The sequence below is a fragment of the Myxococcus stipitatus DSM 14675 genome, from assembly GCF_000331735.1.
Classification (GTDB): Bacteria; Myxococcota; Myxococcia; order Myxococcales; family Myxococcaceae; genus Myxococcus; species Myxococcus stipitatus.
The window spans coordinates 10230836-10248522 of sequence record NC_020126.1; the positions used below are offsets into that span (position 1 = coordinate 10230836).

A 17687-nucleotide genomic window follows, 5' to 3' on the forward strand; every position below is an offset into this window, starting at 1 on the left:
AGGACTCACATGCAGGGCCCGCAATCCCTGCTCAACGAACGTTCGACACCACCACCGCGTCCGCCGTCTCCGTCACGGTGAACTTCTTCAGTGGCCGCGTCGCCGGCCGAGCAGTCACCTCACCCTGCGCCGAGAAGGTGGAGTCGTGGCAATAACAGATGAGGTCGAGCTGCTCCGGACGCGAGGACACCTCACAGAAGTTGTGAGTGCAGACAGAGTCCACCGCCGACAACGAGCCGTCCTGGAGCCGGAAGACAAAGATGCGCTTGCCGTACCCCCCCGGGACACCTTCCACCACGCTGCCATTGTCCTTCAGCTTGGGGAACTGCGCGAAGGGCAGACGAACCTCGCCATCCACCGCCGAGGGAAAGCCCCCCTCGCCCGCACGCAGGTCGATGGTCAGCACCTGGGTGCCCGTGTTGAACCGGGAGGTGAACTTGCGCAACCCCACCGTGGCCGGCCGCTGCGTCACCGCCCCATCCACCGGATTGAACTTGGACAGATGGCACGGGCACACGACCTCCCGCCCATCGAACCCGAGAGGACAGGCCGCATGCGTACAGAGGGCGGACAGCACCGAGTACTCGCTGCCCCCCGTGTGCGTCACCAGCAGCGGCGTCGTCTCGCCATCCACGCGAACGGTGATGGCCCCACCCTCCCGCTCCAGGTCGGGGTAGCGCGACACCAGCAGGTCCACCACGCCCACGTCGCTGGCCGACACATCCGTCACCGGCGCGGGGTCGATATCCGGCGCGCACCCAGGCAGCGCCGTCGCCGCCGCACCCGCCGCGCCCGTCCCCAGGATTCCCTTCAAGAAGCCACGTCGAGAAGTGCTCACGCGCCCTCCACCACGAAGACCAGCGCCGGCTCGAGCACCAGCTTGTCATCCACCTTCACCATCAGCAGCGACGGACGCTCCACCTTGTACGCGTCCAGGCTGATGTCGAAGGAGCCCTCGGTCGTCACCTCCGTCGCGGACTTGAACACCACCGTCAGCGGCACCTCCACGTCCTGCGTCACCCCGTGGAACGTGAGCTTCCCCTTGAGCGTCACCGGCACCTTCGCCGGGAAGGTCGTGGGCATCGTCACGCCCTTCGCCACGCCCTTGAAGTCCACGATGGGGAACTTGGCCATCTCCGTGACTTCCATCATGTGGGCGTCACGGTTGCCATTGCCCGAGTCGAAGTCCTTGATGTTCGCGCGCACCGCCACCTGCAGCGTGCCGTCCGGCATCAGCCGGGCCTTGCCATCACTGGGCTTCGCCTTGCCCACCACCTCGTGCGCCGGGTGATGCAGCTTGTACGTCAGCGAGCTGGAGTCCTTCTTCAACGCATACGTCTTGGCGCTCCCCTGGGCCAGCACGGGCAAGGACAGCAACAAGGTGGTGAGCAGCACGAGTCGTCGAGCAGTCATATCCCTCTCCAGGAAACTCGAATCCGTCCCCAGTGCCCAACGGCCCCGGGGCGCGAAGATTCAGAAGAACAGTGTGAAGACACCCGCCGACACCGCGCCCAGGGTGGTGTACCCGACGACCTGGTGCGCCGTGGCGAGGTCCGTCTCCGACAACTTCCCATAGCGGTCCGTCGCCAGGATGCCGAGGATGACCTGCGCCACCATCCCCGCCGTCGCCAGCGACATGAAGATTTTGTGGAACGTGATGGTGTCCCACTGGAACTCCTCCTTCTCGAGCGGGTCCGGCGCCAGCAGGCCCAGCATGCCCACGGAGGCGAACACCGCGGCGGTGCCGATGGCGAAGCCTCGGTGCACGCCCAGGAGCGTGCGGTCATCTCCACCGCCCCGGAAGGAGTCGTTGAACTGGAGCTGCCCCAGCACCGTCGTCGTCACCAGGCCCGCGGCCAGCGCGAAGCCCAGGCCCTGATGCAGCTTGAGCATCGTGCGGCGGCGCTCCAGGGCCTCTTGCAGCTCCGGGTCGACCTGGGCCGCGGCGGCGGCCTCGGCGGGCTCCAGCAGGTCGAAGTCCAGCCCGGGGTCCTCGGCCGGGGCTTCCGACTTGGGCTCGAGCGAGGGCGCTGACTTCGGCGCGTCCGAGGGCGGCTGCGTCCGGCTCTGGGCGCGCGCGGTGGTGGTGGACAGCATGGACAGGATGACGAGGACAGCGGCGAAACGGTTCATCGGTGGATATCCCAGAAGGAGGCGCGACGAGAGCGCGAGGTCGAGGCGCGGAAGCACTCGGAGACTGCCTGCATGGGTGAGCGCGGAAGCATGTTCCCTGCGAGAAGAGAGGACTTCGGCCGCCGAGACTCCGGGCTCTGGGACGCAAGGTACCGCCACGCTTCACGCAGCGGAAGACGATTGAGGGGTGGGCCTGTCTGTCCGACAGCCACCTTCCTCCGGACTCCAGGTCGGAAGTCCTCGGCCCGTGTGTTCACTGGCCATGTGCGGGACTGACTGGCGTAGGACACTCATTCCGCCGGAGCCGGAAATCCGGCCTCGGATGCGTTTCAGTGGGACCGGCTCGGGGTGTCACCTGCGCCGTCGGGCCGCCGCGCATGGAGAAGCATTCGTCCGTCAGCCTCCGCATGCCCCTGCCCGAGGAGGGACAGGGTTCGGGGGTGGAGTTGCTGGCGGAGAACCGCCGCGCTCGAGCCAGCGCCGAGCTCGCCAGTGCGCGCATGCGCAGCCTCCAGTCCCTCACCCTGGCCCTGTCCGGCGCCCTCACCTCCGAGGACGTCGCCCGCGCCGTCGTGGTGGAGGCCGTGCGCACCCTGGAGGCCGTGGCCGGGGGCCTGTACCTGATGAATGTGCCAGGCACGTCACTGGAGCTCGTCCACTCCGTGCGCTGTCCCCCCGCGGTGGAGGCCGCCTTCACCCACGTGGCCCTGACGGCCCGGGTCCCCGTCGCCGAGGCCGTGCGCACCGGCGCCCCCCTGTGGCTGACGGACTTCGCCACGATGGCCAAGCACTTCCCGGAGACCGCCGCGGCCACCCGCCCCACCAGCGGAGACATGTCCGTGGCGTGTCTGCCCCTGTTCACCCGCGCGCGCTCGGTGGGCTGCCTCATCTTCGTCTGGGGGCTCGCCCACGACTTCGACGAGGAGGAGCGCGCCTTCATCGACATGCTGGCGCAGCAGGCCACCATGGCCCTGGAGCGGGCCCGACTGCTCGCCGCCGAGCGCAGCCAGGTGGAGCGCGTGGGGCTGCTCCAACACGCCACTGCGATGCTGGCCACCTCGCTGGACCTGGGCCACACCCTGCGCGGCGTGGCCCTGGGGTTGGTGCCCACGCTGGGCGACCTGTGCATCATCGACGTGCTGGGCCCGGACCATGAGGTGCGCCGTCACTTCCACGCCGCCACCCCGGAGTGCTCGGGCCTGCTCGCCGCCAGCCGCTGGCACCCGCCCGAGCGTCCGGGCACGCCCATCTGCGCGCTGGCCAGCGGGCTGACGGCCTTCCACCCCAGCGTGGACGCCTTCTGGATCGAGGGCACCTCCTGCGGCCCCGAGCAGCTCTCCCTGCTGCGGACCCTGGCGCCGACCTCGTGGATGTCCGTGCCGCTGGAGACGCCGGAGGGCGTGCTGGGCGCGCTGACCCTGGGCCACTGCCTCTCCGGCCGGCACCACACGAGCGAGGACCTGGCGCTGGCCGTGGAGCTCGCGCGGCGGGCCAGCGCCGCCGTGCAGAACGCCCACCTCTTCCACCAGACGCAGCAGGCCCTGCAGCTGCGCGACGAGTTCCTCGCCATCGCCAGCCACGAGCTGAACACGCCGCTGACAGCCCTCAAGCTGCAGCTCTCCCGACTGCGGCGCATGTCCGCCGACGAGGATGTGCAGGCACGCACCTCGCTGGCGGTGCAGCAGGTGGACCGGCTGGGGCGACTGGTTCGCGAGCTGCTGGAAGTGGCGCACCTGTCCGAGGGCCGCCTGCACCTCACCCCCGAACCCGTGGACCTGGTGGACGTGTGCCGAGGCGTGCTGACGCGCTTCACCGAGGAGCGTGAGCGCGCGGGCGCCACCATCTTCCTGCACGCCACGGGCGCCGTCCCAGGCCGGTGGGACCACTCGCGCGTGGACGGCATGGTGACGCACCTGGTGTCGAACGCGCTGAAGTACGGACTGGGGCGCCCCGTGGAGGTGGAGGTGTCGTGCGTCCCCGGTGACCTCGCGAGGTTGGTCGTGAAGGACCGGGGCATCGGCATCCCCGCCGAGCAGCTCGCGCACCTCTTCCAGCGCTTCGGCCGCGCGGTGCCCCTGCGCCACTACGGTGGCTTCGGGTTGGGGTTGTGGTTCTCCCGGCAGGTGGTGGAGGCCCATGGCGGGCACATCCACCTCGAGAGCGCTCCGGGGCTGGGCACGACGGTCACGGTGGAGATGCCTCGGACGCCCGCGTCGTCCTGACGGCTCCGCGCTCAGTGCCCCTGGGCCCGGCCCCACTCCTCGCGATTCCAGCCGTTGCGCTCGTAGTTCGTGCGCCGGGCTTCGGGCAGCGCGTCCCAGGTCAGCCCTCGGCCCAGCTCGGGAGGCGCATCGAAGAGGCCCACGTGGTGGCGGTCGACGGCCTCGACGGCGCTTTGGCTCTCGAGCCCCTTCATGTCGTAACCCAGCCGCACCTCGCCCTTGCTCGCGCCTGCCTCCACCTTGGCGAAGACGCCGCCTCCGAACTCCGCCTCCTTCAGGTTGAGCGTCGCGTAGCTCCCCAGGTGCTTGCCCGCGCCCATCGCGAGCTTCAGCTCTCCGTCCGTCGACTGACTCACCTTGAGAATCCCCAGGTCCAGCTTCACCTCGGACTGCACCTCGCCCTTCGAGTCGCGGGACATCTTCACGGCCACCGGGCCTCCCTTCAGCTCCATCCCCGTCTTGGCCTTCAGGTCCACCTTGCCGCGCGAGTCGAGCCGCCCTTCGCCTCCCAGCTGGAGGCTGGCGTGAGTGACCTCCGCCTTCCCCTTCAGCGCGAAGGTGCCCGCGGAGCGCTCACCGAGGAGCTCCCGCTGTTTGACGTTGATGGCCTGGTAGACCCAGTTCAGGGACCCGGGGGTTCCCACGGAGTTCCTCCATCGCGCGGCGATGTCCTCGCGCGAGGGGTCCCTGCGGTCCAGGCCCAGCACCGAGTCAGGCAGCTTCGCTTCCTGGGGGGCGCCCAGCTTGCGCAGCTCGGGGAGGTTTCGGGCCTCCTCGACGGCCTTCACGTAGCGGCCGAGATAGGCCGCGTGCGCCGCGTGGAAGGACCGCCCCGCGGCGATGGCGTGGGACTCCACGGCCTGGCGCAGGGAATCGGGGAGCGCCGAGTCGTCACGGAAGAAGTCGGGCCGCCCCGGGAAGGCCAGCGGGCCCGAGGCCGGTGTCCCGGCGAGCCGCTGGAGGACGCCCTTGGATTCGGCTTGATGCAGGAACGACTGACGCGCATCGGGGGACTGCTCCGCGAGATACGTCTTCAGCAGCCCCTCTCGCTCCATCCGCTCCAGCGTGGCGCGGTAGTCCGAGGGCTGGAGTTGTCCGAGCGCCGCGTGCACGGTCCGCACATCCGCGTCACTCACCTTCCAGTCCGCGAGGCCTCGGGTCAGCCGTGATCGAAGCTCCGCGTAGGCGTCCGAGGGGACTTCGCCGCTTCGTGCCTTGGGCCTTCCGCCCAGGGCCAACAGCTCTCCGGCGGAGAGCGTCGTCTGGCCTCTGCGGCCCGACGCAGGAGGTTCGCTGGAGCGTCGCGGGGCCGAGGGGAAGAGGCTCGCGGCGTAGGCTTGGACTTCGTTGCGCTCACGGGGGGTCGATGGGCTGGGGTTGGGAGACGGGGGCGCGTCGGGCACCGTGTCGAGGGGAATGGCCGTGCTGCCTGATGAGTCGATTCGAGACATGGGCTGACTCCGGAAGGAACCGCCGGCCCCTCTGCACCGAACACACCAACAACGGGCTCCGAGTCAGGGACGGACTTGTGCAATGCCCGAGGCATCGCGCCGCCTGGACGCGGAATCCCTTGCGATGGACGTGGGGGCTCGCGCCTTCTCTCCTGGAGAGTCCTTGCCTGCCTGGAGGGGTGCCTGGTTGTCGGCTACACCTCGCGAGTAGGCGGGTTGGTCCCTCACCCTCCCACGGCGCTTGTGCCCTCACGGACCTTTCGTTAGGTCCGAGCCATGTCCGCTGAATCCTCCGTCGCGCTCCCTCCCGCTCGCCTCACGCAACGCCCCGGCTTCTGGGCCGGCATCGCCGTCATGGCGCTGGGCATCTCGGCGGCGGCTGGGTTCTCCCTGCTGCGTACGAACAGCGAGCCCCTGCCCCAGCTCGGCGCGCTCCCGGACTTCGCCTTCACCCGGCAGGACGGACAGCCCTTCGGCAGCGCCCAGCTTCGCGGGCATCCGTTCATCGCCAACTTCATCTTCACCCGCTGCCCCACCGTCTGCCCGGCCTTCACCCGGAAGATGGCGCACGTGCAGCAGAGCACCGACTCCCACGGGACCCACCTCCAGCTCGTGTCGTTCTCCGTCGACCCGAAGTACGACACGCCCGAGCGCCTGGCGGAGTACGGAAAGCTCCATGGCGCCAACTTCACCCGCTGGAGCTTCCTGACCGGGGACTACGACGTCCTCAAGGACACCATCGTCCAGGGCTTCAAGGTCAGCATGGGCCGCGAGCCCGGCTCCGCCGAGGATGATCTGCTCTCCATCTTCCACGGCACCCACTTCGTCCTCGTGGATTCGAAGGGGCAGATTCGCGGCTACTACGACAGCGCCGACAGCGAGTCGACGGATCGCCTCCTGCGGGATGTGAAGCGGCTCGTTCGCGAAGAGGGTTGATCAGCCCCGCTGCTCCGCCAGGGCTGGGCGGCTCGCGGATTCGTTGGATCACAAACCTCACGACGGGTACGAGTCGCCGCATCGGCTGACCGTCACGCGGTTCTGCTCGCCACGGCCACTCATGGCTCGCTCCCTGCTCCGAAACGCCTGAAGGCGCGCCCTACTCTCGCGGGGAGTCGTCGCGCTCCCGCCCCCCGTCACGCCTCGCAGGGGGCCCACCTTCGGGTTTGCCGCGCCACCACCTGGTGCCCTGCGGAAACGCCGAGAGGCTGACCTCCTCGCGCGGGGCGCCCGCCTTCTGGCCACCGCCCCCCTTGCGGCCCCAGATGCCGAAGGCGGGCCTCCTCTCTCGGCGGTCCCTCCTTCTCTGCCCTCGCGCCGTCACCCTGTGCCCCAGAAACACCGCGAGGCACACCCACGCCCTGCCGCCCTGTGGCCCAGAAACGCCGAAAGGCTGGCCTCCTCTCGCGAGAAGCCAGCCTCTCTGCCGTCACCCATGCCCCAGAAACGCCGAAAGGCGGGCCTCCTCTCGCGAGAAGCCAGCCTCTCTGCCGTCACCCATGCCCCAGAAACGCCGAAAGGCTGGCCTCCTCTCGCGAGAAGCCAGCCTCTCTGCCGCCCTGTGCCCCAAAAACGCCGAAAGGCCGGCCCCACTCTCGTGGGAAGCCGGCCTTCGGACTCGCCTACCACCGCGCCGAGGCGCGAGGGATTAGCGGATGAGCGCCGCGTGCTGGTGCGCCATGATGTTCTGGAGGTTCATCTGGCCCAGCGGGTTGTTGGCGAACGCGCCAACCTTGTCCGCCGCCGTGCGCACGCCCTGCGCCAGGTTGGTCAGGTCAGACACCTTGGAGGTGACCTGCGCCATCGCGCCGATGCCGCCGATGGGGCCGGAGCCGAGCAGCGCCGTCGCGCCCTGCTTCATCAGACCCTCGACCACCGGGGCCAGGAACTTGCCCAGGAAGGGGATCTTCTTGACCTGCTCGCTGATCTTGTTGGTGATCGGCGCAATGGCCTCGCTGGCCGGCTTGTTCAGGAAGTTCAGCGCCTGCTGGCCGATGTTCGCGATGCCGCCCGCAACCTTGCTGACCGTCTCGGCGACCTTGCCGACAATCTCGAGGGGCTTCTTGAGGATGTTGGTCAGCGGGTTGTTCTTGAGGAAGGAGAGCATTGCGGCACCTTGAGAAGAAGAGTGGAGGAAGGCGGGGGATTTAGGGCGAAGAAGAGACTCGAAGTGATTCTCGGCGGGTCGTCGGAAATGTTTCTCGCGGAATTTCCGGCGCAATTTTCCCGGGGTTCCGCTTCCCCGGGCAGAGCCCTCAGGCCCTGCCACCACCACCGCGCTTGATCTGGTCCAGCATCGACTGGCGCGACGCGGCATCCTGCGGCTGTGCGGGCGTCGCCTGGTCCGCGGGAGTCGACGCGTTCAGGGCCGGCTTCCCCGCGTTCCCCTTCTGCTCGAACTTGGAGGCCTCGAAGTCCGGCACGGACCCGGGCAGCTCGCCCTTCATCCCGCGGATGATGAGGTCGGCGGCCTCGTCGGACGTCACCGGCGTGATGCCGTTCTTGCGCAGCTCGTCGTCCGAGACGATGGCCAGCTCGGGCTCCAGGCTCTTGTCCTGCGCGTACTTGAGGACCAGCTCCACGTAGTCCTCGAGCTTCATGTTGACCGCCGTGGCGATCTTCTTGGTCTCCTCGTCGGCCAGGAGCTCGGCGCGGACGACCTCGATGGGCCGCGAGAGATCGTTCTTCGGCTTTGCCTCAGCGTTTTCCTCAGACATGTGGCTCTCCAAGAAGAGTGAACGTGGGCGGGACTCTAGCCCAGTTTTCCGCGTTCACACATTCCCGTCCCCGGAACTGCCCCCGTCCCCGGACAGCACGCGCTGGTAGGTCTCCAGGTCCGCGTCCGAGAAGAGCACCACCGTCACCTTCTCGAGCGACGGCATCCGCTCCAAGGCCTTCCGGATTTCACCCAGGGCGATGCGGGCGGCCCGCTCGATGGGGAACCGGTACACCCCCGTGGAGATGGAGGGGAACGCCACCGTCCCGAACCCCTGCTGCTCCACCAGCGCGAAGACGCTCTGGTAGCAGCGGGCAAGCAGGGCCGACTCCCCGTCCGCCCCACCTCGCCAGACAGGCCCCACGGTGTGGATGACGTGACGTGCGGGCAAGCGGTACCCCCGCGTCAGCCGCGCCTGCCCCGTGGGACAGCCTCGCAACAGGCGGCACTCGGCCAGCAGCTCCGGCCCCGCGGCGCGGTGGATGGCACCATCCACCCCTCCGCCCCCCAGCAACGCCGAGTTCGCCGCGTTGACGATGGCGTCCGCGTCGACCCGGGTGATGTCGCCTCGAATCAGCTCCAGCCTCATGGGAGTCCTCCGCGCACCTCGAAGTGGGCCACCGACGACGACACCGGGGGCGGCCTCCCTGACGAGCACGGCGCGCGGAGGCCAGAGCCCACCTCCGCGCCACACCCCACCGCTTCAGCGCGGGACCGCGTTGCGTGCGGCTGGCTTGCGCGCGCTCGACACCGTCTTGCGTGTCTTGGGCAGCGTGCGCGTCACCGTCCCTGGGCGGCGAGCCTCCGCATCCGCGCGAGCCTTCTCCTCCGCGGCCTTCACGGCGGCGGCCTTCAGCGCGAGCTGCTCCGCCTGGAGCGACCAGCGCCGCCGGAGCAGCTCCCGCAAGCCGTCCTTCTGGAGGTCCACCTGCGCCTGGTGCAGCCGGTAGTGCAGGTCCTCGCGCAGCGTGCCTCGAGCGAGCGCCGCATCCGCCGCGCCGGACACGCCCACCACGACCTTGGGACGCTCCTCCTGCATCTGCAGACACCGCAGGATGTGCCCTTGCGCCTCGCGTCCCAGCTTGGCGGCATCGGGGATGAACAGCACGCCGTTGCGCTGTCGAAGCGCGCCGACCAGGTCCGCCACCTGCCTCACCTCCACCAGTTCCACGTCGAAGTTGCGCGCGGCTTCCTGGGCCCAGGACCGGCGCTCCTCCTCCGTGCCACCATGGATGATGAGCGAGGCACGATTGCAGACGAGCTCTTCTTCTCGGTAACCGCTGAGCGTCACCGGCAGACCCCCTGCTATCTGATGCGTGGTGCCGGGATTCTAACGCTCCCTCGGGTCTCGCGTTCAACGGGCCGGGTGCCCTGACAGGTGGGGACGCAAGTGACCCAACTGAAAGCCCTTTCATGTGAACCCAGGCGCTTCCCGTCTCGGACGTGTCACGCCGCGGGGACCACCATGACCGGCCGCCGACATCGCGCCACCAGCTCCTTCGTCACCGCCCCTGGCAACGTGTCTGGTCCCTTCACCGGCCCTCCCGGCGTGCCCACACACACCAGGTCCACGCCCTCGCGCTCGGTGGCCTGGCAGATGGCCAGCGCGACGTCCTCCCCGGAGACGCCCTCCACGCTCCACTGCTGCGCCCGGGCGCTCTCATCCCGAGGCACCAGCCCCCACAGCCGCCGCAGCATCTCCTCCCGCTCCCGCGCGGGCTCGGGCAGCACGCCGTAGTGGTCCTGGAAGGCCGTGTCGCCCAGCCGCTTGCGGTGCACATGCAGCAGGTGCACCCGCCCCCCTGGCCCCACCAGCGAGCGCGCCTGGGAGATGGCGCGCATGCAGGAGTCGGAGAAGTCCACGGGCACCAGCACGCTGCGAGGCGGCAGGGCGTGGCGCGGCTCGTTCAACACGTCCGGCACACACACCACGGCCTGCTCCGAGTGTCGCAGCACGCCCGCCGATATCGAGCCGTGCCACAGCCGCTTCACCGGCCCCCGCGAGCGCATCCCCACCACCACCAGGTCCGCGCCTCGCGTGAGCGCGACATGCAGCAGGTGGTCCGCGGGCCGCCCATAGCCGGGCTCCAGCACCACCTCCACGCGGCCCTCGCCCTCCAGGTCGCCCACCTGCTCCCGCACCTCGCGCAGCAGCACCGTCTCCACCGCGGGGTCCAGCGCCTCCATGTCGCGCGCCCCGGGCTCCAGCACGTCGACGTGCACCGGCGTGTGGATGCCCAGCCGCTCACGCTCCTCCAGCGGCGAGAACACATACGTGGCCAGCACGTCGCACGGCCCCACCCGACGCAGCTCGCGCAGGAAGCCCACCGCCGCGTCGGCCGTGGGCGACAGCGGATCCACGCCCACCAGCACCAGCAGGCGCCGCCGTCCCCGGACCCAATCCACCAGCGCGTCCGCGCGCCGCACCACCAGCACGGGGCCACAGCCTCGCCGCGCCAGCCGCTCCGGCAACGAGGCCCTCCGCCACGTCGACGTGCGCCACCCCTCCGCCGCCGCGACAATCCACCGGGACTGACGGCACTCGTCCTCCGCCAGCACCACCTCCATGTCGGAGCGCACGCGGCACGCCACCTGCCCCGGAGGCAGCTCCAGCCGAGCGGCCTGGGCCTCCAGCGCCCTCAGCGCGTCGATGCGCGTGGTGTCGGAGAGGGGCTCGCCGTCCATGACGCCCACCAGCAGCAGCGGCTCTCCCAGCCGGGCCGCCAGCGCCGCCGCGACCTCCACCTCCCGGGACTCCCGCACACCCACCGGGCTCGCGCAGACAATGGCCATGGCCGCCCTCCTCGTGGGGGATGTGGCCGGACGCCACTCCCATCCGGAAAGCTGCGCACGCCTTCACCCGGCGGGGGGCCCCTCCTTCAAGCCAGCACGCCCCCAGGCCCGCCGCACGAGCGGCCTCCAGACACCCGGGCGCCCCGCTGGATGGCTACTTCTCCGGGGGCGCCGGGTGCCCGTCGTGGTTGGTGTGGTCCTGCTCCTCGTCGTGCCCGCCCCGGTCGTCGCTCTGTCCCAGCGTGGCGATGAACACCTGCTGCCCATTGCTGGTGTAGCGGTACGGCCGACCCCACGGGTCCAGCGGCAGCACGGACAGGTACTTGGGCACCAGGAGCACTTCCAGGTCCGCGTCCTCGGGCAGCGTGTGGCCGTCCGCCCGGTAGCGCTCGAGCGCGTCCTCCAGCACCACGAAGTCGCGGTGGATGCGGTCCGAGTGCACTGCCCGCGAGCGCGTCAGCGCCCCCACCAGCACCGCGCACACCAGCGCGAAGGCGAACGCCAGCCCCACCCACAGGATGGGTGAGCGGCGAGAGGGAGGAGGAGCGGCTTCCGCGGACGAAGTCATGCCCCCACCCTACCGTCAGCGGGGGCCCCCGTGCGGAAGACTTCGCGCGAGCCTAAAGCGCGCGGAATAGCGGCACGGGCTGTTGCTTACCCTTCAGGCGGACCGGCGGCAGGTCCTCGAAGGCCGTCTCGTTGGCGTCCACCAGCTCCCGGGTGCGCTCGCCCACCAGGATTTCCCCCGGCCCCGCGAGGGCACACAGCCGCGCGGCCACGTTCACCGCGTCGCCGATACACGTGTACTCGGAGCGCACCGTGCTGCCGATGTTGCCCGCCACCACCACGCCCGAGTTGATGCCCACGCCCAGCTCCAGCACCAGCGGGTGGCCCTCGCGCCCGTTGGCGGCCCACTCCGCCTCCGCCTCCACGCGCAGGTCCGTCATGGCGTTCATCATCATCTTCGCGCACTGCAGCGCGCACAGCGCATCATCCGAGCGCGCCACCGGCGCACCGAACACCGCCATCAGCCCATCGCCGAGGAATTTGTCCAGCGTGCCGCCGCACGTCAGTACCGCGTCCGACAGCCGGCCCAGCACCTGGTTGAGCACGCCGACGACCTGCTCGGGAGGGAGGCTCTCCGCCAGCCCCGTGAAGTTGCGGATGTCCGCGAACAGCAGTGTCACCTCGCGCTTCTCACCGGTGAGCACCACCGCGTCCGCGCTCTTGAGGATTTCATCCACCACCGCGGCGGACGTGTAGCGCGCGAACAGCTTGCGCATGCGCTCCGTCTCGCCCGTGCGCCGCACCACGCTCTCGATGCGCGCGGCCAGCTCGTCCATGGACGCGGACTTGTTGACGTAGTCGTCGGCGCCGGCGCGCAGGCCGCGCACGCGCTCCGCCTCCCGGTCATTCGCGGTGAGGATGATGACGGGCAGACCCCGCGTGGGGCCCTCCTTCAGCCGGCGGCACAGCTCCACGCCGTCCAGGCCCGGCATCTCCAGGTCGCTCAGGACGATGGCGGGCTGAAGCCGGCTCATGCCCTCCAGCGCCTCGAACGGGTCCTGGAAGCACAGGACCTCGTAGCCCAGGCTCACCAGGCCCTCCTGCACGAAGGCACACGCCAGCGGGCTGTCATCCACCACCACCACGCGGCGGCGGCCGTCGATGAAGGGGCGCGGATTCTCCTGCCGCCCGGCGATGCGGTTCTGCAGGCCCAGCGCCTCGTAGATCTGCTTGTAGGTGCAGTGCCCCAGCTCCACGAGGATTTCCCCCAGCCGGCGGCCATCGCGGCGCTGCCGGGCCAGGGCCTCGTCGAGCTGCGCGAGCGTCACGTACTTGAGCCCCACCAGGAGCTCCCCCAGCGCGGGCTGCGCGGGGCCCTTGTCGTGGTGCAGGCCCAGGGCCTCGCCCAGCGCGTCCTGAATCTGCTCCCGGGTGACGTAGCCCAGCGAGATGAGGGCCTCTCCCACCCGCTGGCCCGTCAGCGCCTGCAGCGCCAGCGCCTCCTGCACCTGCGAGGGAGTGACCAGGCCCAGCTTGAGCAGAAGGTCACCGAAGAGGGGGCTGGATGCGCTCATGTAGGCGGCCTCTGCGTCCGGAAGGGCTGTGGACTCCCGCAGCGTATCCCACCTCCCCGCGCTCCGGGAGGACTCCGGGCCCTCCGACAACACCCCAAGCCGGGAACTCCTCGCAGCAATCCCAGCAAGGTGCGCAATCCTGCGCCCAGGGGGCACCCAGGGGGTCGGCTCCGGACGCGCGGCCGCTCAGGCCTGCGGCACACCGGTCAACGGCAGCTCCACCGTGAAGGTGGACCCTCGGCCCGGCTCGCTCTCCACGCGGATGCTGCCGCCGTGGGCCTCGACGATGCGCTTGGTGATCCAGAGCCCCAGCCCCAGGCCCTTGAAGTGCTGCGCGGACTCGGTGCGCTCGAAGCGCTCGAAGATGCGCTCCTGGTCCTCGGGCGCCACGCCAATCCCCTCGTCGCGCACCAGCAGCGCCGCCCCCACCGAGCGCGGCTCCACCTGCACCGTCACCGGACGACCCGCCCCGTACTTCGCCGCGTTGGACAGCAGGTTCACCAGCACCTGCTCCAGCCGCAGCCGGTCCCAGTGGCCCACGACCTCCGCGTCCGCGAGCAGCCGCACCTCGCTGCCCGCGCGCACCAGCTCCTCGGACATGCGCGACACCAGCTCGCGAGTCAGCGAGGCCAGGTCCACGTCCTCTCGATTCAAGCTCAGTCGCCCCGCGCTGATGCGCGACACGTCCAGCAGGTCGTCGATGAGCAACCCCAGCCGCTGGCCCGCGCGAGCCGCCTTCTCCGCGCGCTCGGCCAACCCGCTGGCGGACATCGCATCCTTCGCCATGCGCGCCAGCAGGTGAATCTGCAGCTGCAGCGCGTTGAGCGGCGACTTGAGCTCGTGCCCCGCGACGGACAGCAGCTCATCGCGCGCCTTCACCGCCTGCGTCGCCGCGCCATACAGCCGCGCATCCTCGATGGCCAACGCCGCCCGCGCCGCCAGGCTCTCCAGGAGCGCGCGCTCCTCCGCCGTGTACTCGCGTCCCCGCGCCTCGCGGATGACGCCCAGCGTGCCCAGCACCCGTCCTCGCGCACCCAGCGGAACGATGATGAGGCTCTGCGGCCCGTACTGCTCCAGGAACGAAATCCCCTCGGGCGAGCGGTCCCCGAGCAGTTCCTCCGCGCTCAATCGAGGAACGAAGAGCGTCTGCCCCGTCGCCACCACCCGGCCCGACAGACCCTCGCCCACCCGCGCCGGATTCATCCGCAGCGACGACTCCAGCACCCCGCGCGCCGCCGGGTCCGGATGGTGCGCCGCCACCAGCTCCAGCTGCTCCCGGTCCTCGGCCAGCAGCTGCAACACACACCCGCCGCCCAGCGCCTCGGACACCTTGCGCGCCAGCACGTCCAGCACCGTGGGCAGGTCCAACCCCGCCTCGGCGATGAGCTGGCTGACCTGCACCAGCACATGCAACCGCGCGGCGCTGCGCCGGCTCTCCTCCTCCGCGGCCCGCGCCGCGCGGAACAGCCGCGCATTGTCCATGGCCAGCGCCGCGCGCCGCGCCAGCTCCTCCGCCAGCGACAAGTCCTCCACGCCAAAGGGCGGCCGCTCCGCATCCCGCACGAAGGTGAGCGCCCCCAGCGTGCGCTGCCTCGCCACCAGCGGCGTGATGATGAGCGTGCTGTCCCCCCACACCGGCAGGATGCCCCCTTCGCCCGGCGTCATCCGAGTCCGGCGCCGCTCCATGCGGGGCTGCCCGCTCGACAACACGCGCGTCAGCGGCGACGGCGTCCCCTGCTCCGCCGGGAAGCTCGTCAGCTCCAGCACCCGCTCCGCCTTCTCCGGGTCCGCGTGCAGCACCGCCAGCCGCCGCACCACGCCCTCCTCGTAGGAGTCCACCGCGCACCCATCCGCGAAGTGCCCCAGCGCCAGCCGAGCCACCCCGGACACCGTCTCCTCCCACCCCAGCGAGCCCGACACCAACGCGCTCGCATCCGCCAGCAGGCTCAGCCGAGCCCCCAGCGCCTCCGCCTCCAGCCGCGCGGTGTGCTCCCGCTCATAGAGCCGCGCGCGCTCCAGCGCCTGCCCGCACTGCCGCGACAGCCCGACGATGGAGGCCCGCTCCAGCGCGGAGAAGCCCGTCTCCCGCTCGAAGCCGAAGGCCAGCGTGCCGAACGCGCGCCCCTCGACGAACAACGGCAGCAGCGCCAGCGCCCGCAGCGGCCCACCCGCCAGGGCCTCCGCGAGCTTCGCCGAGCGCGCCCGCACCGCCGCCCGCGACTCCAACCACACCGGCGCCTCCGCCCGCGCGGCGCCCCCCTGCCCCACGCGAGACAAGGCCCGCAACGGCTCCAGCACGCCCTCCGCCACCCCCACCGAGGCGATGCGCTCCGCCGCCGCGCCTCCCTCCCCCGTCAGGTGCACCATGCCCGCCACCGCGCCCACCGCGGGAAGGCCCAGGTCCAACACCACCTGCGCCACCGCCTCGCGCGTGAGCGTCTGGCCAAACGCCTCCGTCACCGCCTGGAAGCGTCCCAGCCGCGACACCTCCGCCCGCCCCACCTCCGCGCGCGCTCGGACACTCGCCTGCTCACGCTCCAACACCAGCCCCGCCAGGCGCGCATGCAGGCCGAAGCGCTGGAGGGCCTCCTCCTGCGGCACCCACCCCTCGCGCTGGATGCCACACAGCACACCGACGACGCCCTCGCCCACGGAGGACGTGAGCGGCAGCGACACCAGGGACACCGCGCCCATCCGAGCCCGAGCCTCCTGCGTCTCCGCCAGGAGCGAGTCCCGCTCCAGGTCCACCGTCACATACGGCAGCAGCGCCCCGTCGATGTCCCGAGCCCCCTCCAGCAACCGCTCGCCACACGCGTGCGTGGCGTCCTCCGGCAGGCCCGGCGTGGTGAGCACCCGAGGGACACTTTCGTCCTCTCGCCAACACATGAAGGCGCCGGACGCACCGAGTGCCGAGGCCGCCTCGCGCAGCAGCGCCTCCAGCACCGCCCGCACGGACGGCGCCACGGTCAGCCGCTCCAGGGTCCGCGCCATGCGGTCCGCCGCGGCCGCCAGGTTGCTCTCGGGCACCTTCATGCCCACACGTCCCCCCGGCCCCGAAGGCCCTACCGCGAAGCCGTGAGTGTCCCATGTCCAGTGGACCCGCGAAACCCGAAGGTACCTGTCCTCAGGTACAAGGCCGCGCGGCTTTCAGTGAGCGAACACATTGAAGAACGCGAAGAAAATCTCCAGGACGATGAGCAGGATGATGACCGCCTCCAGCGTGTGGGAGCGGTCGATGTCCACGTCGCCCTTGAGCAGCCCATACGTCTGCGCCAGCAGCTGCTGCTTGCGCGTGACGGAGCCCTGCCACGCGGAGATGCGCATGCGCTTCACCGCGCCCTCGTAGACCTTGGCCAGGTAGAAGTCGCCAATGATTTTCAGGCTGTTGTCCACCCGCTCGATGAACTCGTTGAGGTCCACCAGCGTGGTGAGCGTCTGCCGCGTCAGCGTGCGATAGGGGCTGCGGAACAGCCGCGTCCACTCGTGGCGCTTGGCCTGGACCTCCTCGTGGATGCGCGCGATGTGCTCGTCCAGCTTCTCGTCGTAGTAGCGGAACTCCAACAGCTGCGCGTTGGCGATTTCGAGCAGGTCCGGGATGTCGCCTGAGCCCGACGGCTCGTAGACGAACGCGCTGTTCCAGTCGATGACCACCAGGTCGTTGACGGTGTAGCTGAAGCGCACCTGCGTGACGGCCTCGCTCTCCCGGCGAGACAGCGGCGTCTGTCCGTTCTCCCCCAACAAGAGCCGCGCCAGGTCCGCCTCCTGGAGCACCTCCTCCGCGGAGGGCTGGCCGCGGATGCTCTCCGCGAAGAGGACGGTGTAGCTCTCGCTCTGGTCCCACAGGTGGGGCTCCTGCACCGCTGGAGCAATCGTGCGCCGCACCCCCTCCACCAGCTCCAGCGCCAGGTCCTCCAACGCCTGGCTGTCATAGAGCTCGTCCGCGACCAGGGTGAGCTCCTCCAGCGTCGTGCCCGGCACCACCGGGACGCGCAGGATGATGGACGCGGCCCCATGGTCAAACAGGCGCGCGGTGGCATCCACCGTGACAGGCCCCCCTCCGAGCGCCAGCGGGCGCCGCCCCAGCTCATACGCCACCGGCGGATTGGGCAGCTGGATGTACTGGCTGTTCTCCCGCGACAGCTTGAGGCGGCGGGTGTCCTCCGACACGGCCCTGCGCGCCCGCTCGAGGTTGATCTCCTCCGCGATGTCGAACGTCCGATAGCAGAGGATGTGCGCCTTCTCGAAGACCAGGGGGGACGCGGCGGACATGGTCTCCCCAGCCTAGCCCGTGCCC

At 70.3% G+C, this 17687-nt stretch carries 15 protein-coding genes; 2 read left to right on the plus strand and 13 right to left on the minus strand.

What is annotated here, in order from left to right; genetic code table 11:
* Window positions 1–31: 31 nt before the first annotated feature.
* From MYSTI_RS39860 to MYSTI_RS39870, 3 genes are read right to left on the minus strand one after another with little or no spacing between them, the layout of a single operon-like run.
* A complete protein-coding gene (locus MYSTI_RS39860) occupies window positions 32–838 on the minus strand; it encodes a Rieske (2Fe-2S) protein (protein WP_015353559.1) in 807 nt (268 codons plus the stop codon).
* Window positions 835–1413: a YceI family protein gene (locus tag MYSTI_RS39865; RefSeq protein WP_015353560.1), complete on the minus strand. Its 579-nt coding sequence runs from the start codon at window positions 1411–1413 to the stop codon at window positions 835–837. Before MYSTI_RS39865 ends, MYSTI_RS39860 begins: the two co-directional genes overlap by 4 nt.
* A 60-nt stretch (window positions 1414–1473) precedes the next feature.
* Entirely contained in the window at window positions 1474–2133 is a 660-nt protein-coding gene (locus MYSTI_RS39870) for a hypothetical protein (protein WP_144370241.1), read from the minus strand.
* A gap of 377 nt (window positions 2134–2510) precedes the next feature.
* On the opposite strand from MYSTI_RS39870, the gene MYSTI_RS39875 reads away from it, so the two are divergent.
* Entirely contained in the window at window positions 2511–4355 is a 1845-nt protein-coding gene (locus MYSTI_RS39875) for a GAF domain-containing sensor histidine kinase (RefSeq protein WP_015353562.1), read from the plus strand.
* Between the two features lie 11 nt (window positions 4356–4366).
* Here MYSTI_RS39875 and MYSTI_RS44080 read toward each other — a convergent pair whose 3' ends face one another.
* Entirely contained in the window at window positions 4367–5806 is a 1440-nt protein-coding gene (locus tag MYSTI_RS44080; RefSeq protein ID WP_015353563.1) for a hypothetical protein, read from the minus strand.
* Window positions 5807–6082: 276 nt separating this feature from the next.
* On the opposite strand from MYSTI_RS44080, the gene MYSTI_RS39885 reads away from it, so the two are divergent.
* A complete protein-coding gene (locus MYSTI_RS39885; protein ID WP_015353564.1) occupies window positions 6083–6742 on the plus strand; it encodes an SCO family protein in 660 nt (219 codons plus the stop codon).
* 709 nt (window positions 6743–7451) lie between these two features.
* Here MYSTI_RS39885 and MYSTI_RS39890 read toward each other — a convergent pair.
* The 9 genes from MYSTI_RS39890 to MYSTI_RS39930 form a co-directional block, all read right to left on the minus strand.
* Window positions 7452–7910, minus strand: coding sequence for a hypothetical protein (locus MYSTI_RS39890; protein WP_015353565.1), 459 nt, complete (start codon window positions 7908–7910; stop codon window positions 7452–7454).
* A 148-nt stretch (window positions 7911–8058) separates the two neighbouring features.
* Complete coding sequence (locus MYSTI_RS39895; RefSeq protein WP_015353566.1) at window positions 8059–8520, minus strand: hypothetical protein; 462 nt, start codon at window positions 8518–8520, stop codon at window positions 8059–8061.
* Window positions 8521–8574: 54 nt separating this feature from the next.
* Window positions 8575–9108 carry an O-acetyl-ADP-ribose deacetylase gene (locus MYSTI_RS39900; RefSeq protein ID WP_015353567.1) on the minus strand — a complete coding sequence of 178 codons (534 nt, stop codon included), beginning with the start codon at window positions 9106–9108 and terminating at the stop codon, window positions 8575–8577.
* Between the two features lie 114 nt (window positions 9109–9222).
* Window positions 9223–9810 (minus strand): P-loop NTPase family protein, encoded by a 588-nt coding sequence (locus MYSTI_RS39905; RefSeq protein WP_015353568.1) that lies wholly within the window; start codon window positions 9808–9810, stop codon window positions 9223–9225.
* Window positions 9811–9965: 155 nt separating this feature from the next.
* Window positions 9966–11312, minus strand: a complete 1347-nt coding sequence (locus tag MYSTI_RS39910) for a universal stress protein (protein ID WP_015353569.1) — start codon at window positions 11310–11312, stop codon at window positions 9966–9968.
* Between the two features lie 154 nt (window positions 11313–11466).
* A complete protein-coding gene (locus MYSTI_RS39915) occupies window positions 11467–11880 on the minus strand; it encodes a type II secretion system protein GspG (RefSeq protein WP_015353570.1) in 414 nt (137 codons plus the stop codon).
* A gap of 52 nt (window positions 11881–11932) precedes the next feature.
* Window positions 11933–13393, minus strand: coding sequence for an adenylate/guanylate cyclase domain-containing protein (locus MYSTI_RS39920; protein WP_015353571.1), 1461 nt, complete (start codon window positions 13391–13393; stop codon window positions 11933–11935).
* A gap of 186 nt (window positions 13394–13579) precedes the next feature.
* Window positions 13580–16426: a GAF domain-containing protein gene (locus tag MYSTI_RS39925; protein ID WP_015353572.1), complete on the minus strand. Its 2847-nt coding sequence runs from the start codon at window positions 16424–16426 to the stop codon at window positions 13580–13582.
* A gap of 114 nt (window positions 16427–16540) precedes the next feature.
* Window positions 16541–17662 (minus strand): hypothetical protein, encoded by a 1122-nt coding sequence (locus MYSTI_RS39930; RefSeq protein WP_015353573.1) that lies wholly within the window; start codon window positions 17660–17662, stop codon window positions 16541–16543.
* Window positions 17663–17687 lie beyond the last annotated feature (25 nt).

Excerpts from the sequence above, each read along its gene's own strand:
- MYSTI_RS39875 (WP_015353562.1), top strand. The coding sequence starts at position 2,511 with ATGGAGAAGCATTCGTCCGTCAGCCTCCGCATGCCCCTGCCCGAGGAG.
- MYSTI_RS39925 (WP_015353572.1), bottom strand. The coding sequence starts at position 16,426 with ATGAAGGTGCCCGAGAGCAACCTGGCGGCCGCGGCGGACCGCATGGCG.
- MYSTI_RS39900 (WP_015353567.1), bottom strand. The coding sequence starts at position 9,108 with ATGAGGCTGGAGCTGATTCGAGGCGACATCACCCGGGTCGACGCGGAC.
- MYSTI_RS39895 (WP_015353566.1), bottom strand. The coding sequence starts at position 8,520 with ATGTCTGAGGAAAACGCTGAGGCAAAGCCGAAGAACGATCTCTCGCGG.
- MYSTI_RS39915 (WP_015353570.1), bottom strand. The coding sequence starts at position 11,880 with ATGACTTCGTCCGCGGAAGCCGCTCCTCCTCCCTCTCGCCGCTCACCC.
- MYSTI_RS39870 (WP_144370241.1), bottom strand. The coding sequence starts at position 2,133 with ATGAACCGTTTCGCCGCTGTCCTCGTCATCCTGTCCATGCTGTCCACC.
- MYSTI_RS44080 (WP_015353563.1), bottom strand. The coding sequence starts at position 5,806 with ATGTCTCGAATCGACTCATCAGGCAGCACGGCCATTCCCCTCGACACG.
- MYSTI_RS39885 (WP_015353564.1), top strand. The coding sequence starts at position 6,083 with ATGTCCGCTGAATCCTCCGTCGCGCTCCCTCCCGCTCGCCTCACGCAA.
- MYSTI_RS39930 (WP_015353573.1), bottom strand. The coding sequence starts at position 17,662 with ATGTCCGCCGCGTCCCCCCTGGTCTTCGAGAAGGCGCACATCCTCTGC.
- MYSTI_RS39890 (WP_015353565.1), bottom strand. The coding sequence starts at position 7,910 with ATGCTCTCCTTCCTCAAGAACAACCCGCTGACCAACATCCTCAAGAAG.
- MYSTI_RS39920 (WP_015353571.1), bottom strand. The coding sequence starts at position 13,393 with ATGAGCGCATCCAGCCCCCTCTTCGGTGACCTTCTGCTCAAGCTGGGC.
- MYSTI_RS39910 (WP_015353569.1), bottom strand. The coding sequence starts at position 11,312 with ATGGCCATTGTCTGCGCGAGCCCGGTGGGTGTGCGGGAGTCCCGGGAG.
- MYSTI_RS39865 (WP_015353560.1), bottom strand. The coding sequence starts at position 1,413 with ATGACTGCTCGACGACTCGTGCTGCTCACCACCTTGTTGCTGTCCTTG.